General features: G+C 75.6%; 1 protein-coding gene. It reads right to left on the bottom strand.

The features are described 5' to 3' along the window. On the bottom strand, window positions 1-540 hold a 540-nt coding region (locus AC2W7A_RS13285), incomplete at both ends, for a lipoate--protein ligase family protein (RefSeq protein ID WP_485991748.1).

Genomic DNA, 540 nt, shown 5'->3' with positions numbered 1-540 from the left:
GCCGAGGACGGCGAGCTGCTCGTCCACCACCTCGAGCCCGGCGCGGCCGCCCACGCCGTGTACTCCTCCCGCAGGGCCGCGGCGAACGCGGGAACGCTCACCCCGGGGCGCACGTCCTCGGCCGCGCCCGCTGTGCGGGGGTCCATGTCCAGGCCGAGCTCCCGGTAGACGTCGACGAGCACGGCCCGCAGCGGGGCGGGACCGGTCACCACCACGTGGGTGGAGAACAGGAATGCCCCCTTGACCACGCGCTGCGCGGAGCCGGCCAGCTTCACCGGGTAGGCCGGCGCAGGACCCTGCACGGAGAACTCGCCCGGGCAGTACTCCCCCGGGATTTCGCCCACGGAGGCGGGCACGTCCATGCGGGCGAACGCCCGCACGAACAGGTCGGCGAACTCGGCGAACCGGGCCTGCTGCGTGAGTGCCGCGTCCTCCTGCTGGCTCAGGTGGTCCACCACCAGGCAGCCGTAGTGGTAGGCCGCCGCCCGTCCGCCGGCCCGGCGCACCACCGGCTCGAAGCCGTGGGCCCGGGCCGCCGCG

The sequence above is a fragment of the Micrococcus sp. LASM2_SD2 genome (genome assembly GCF_057364565.1).
This window is presented reverse-complemented; position numbering and strand designations above follow the sequence as displayed.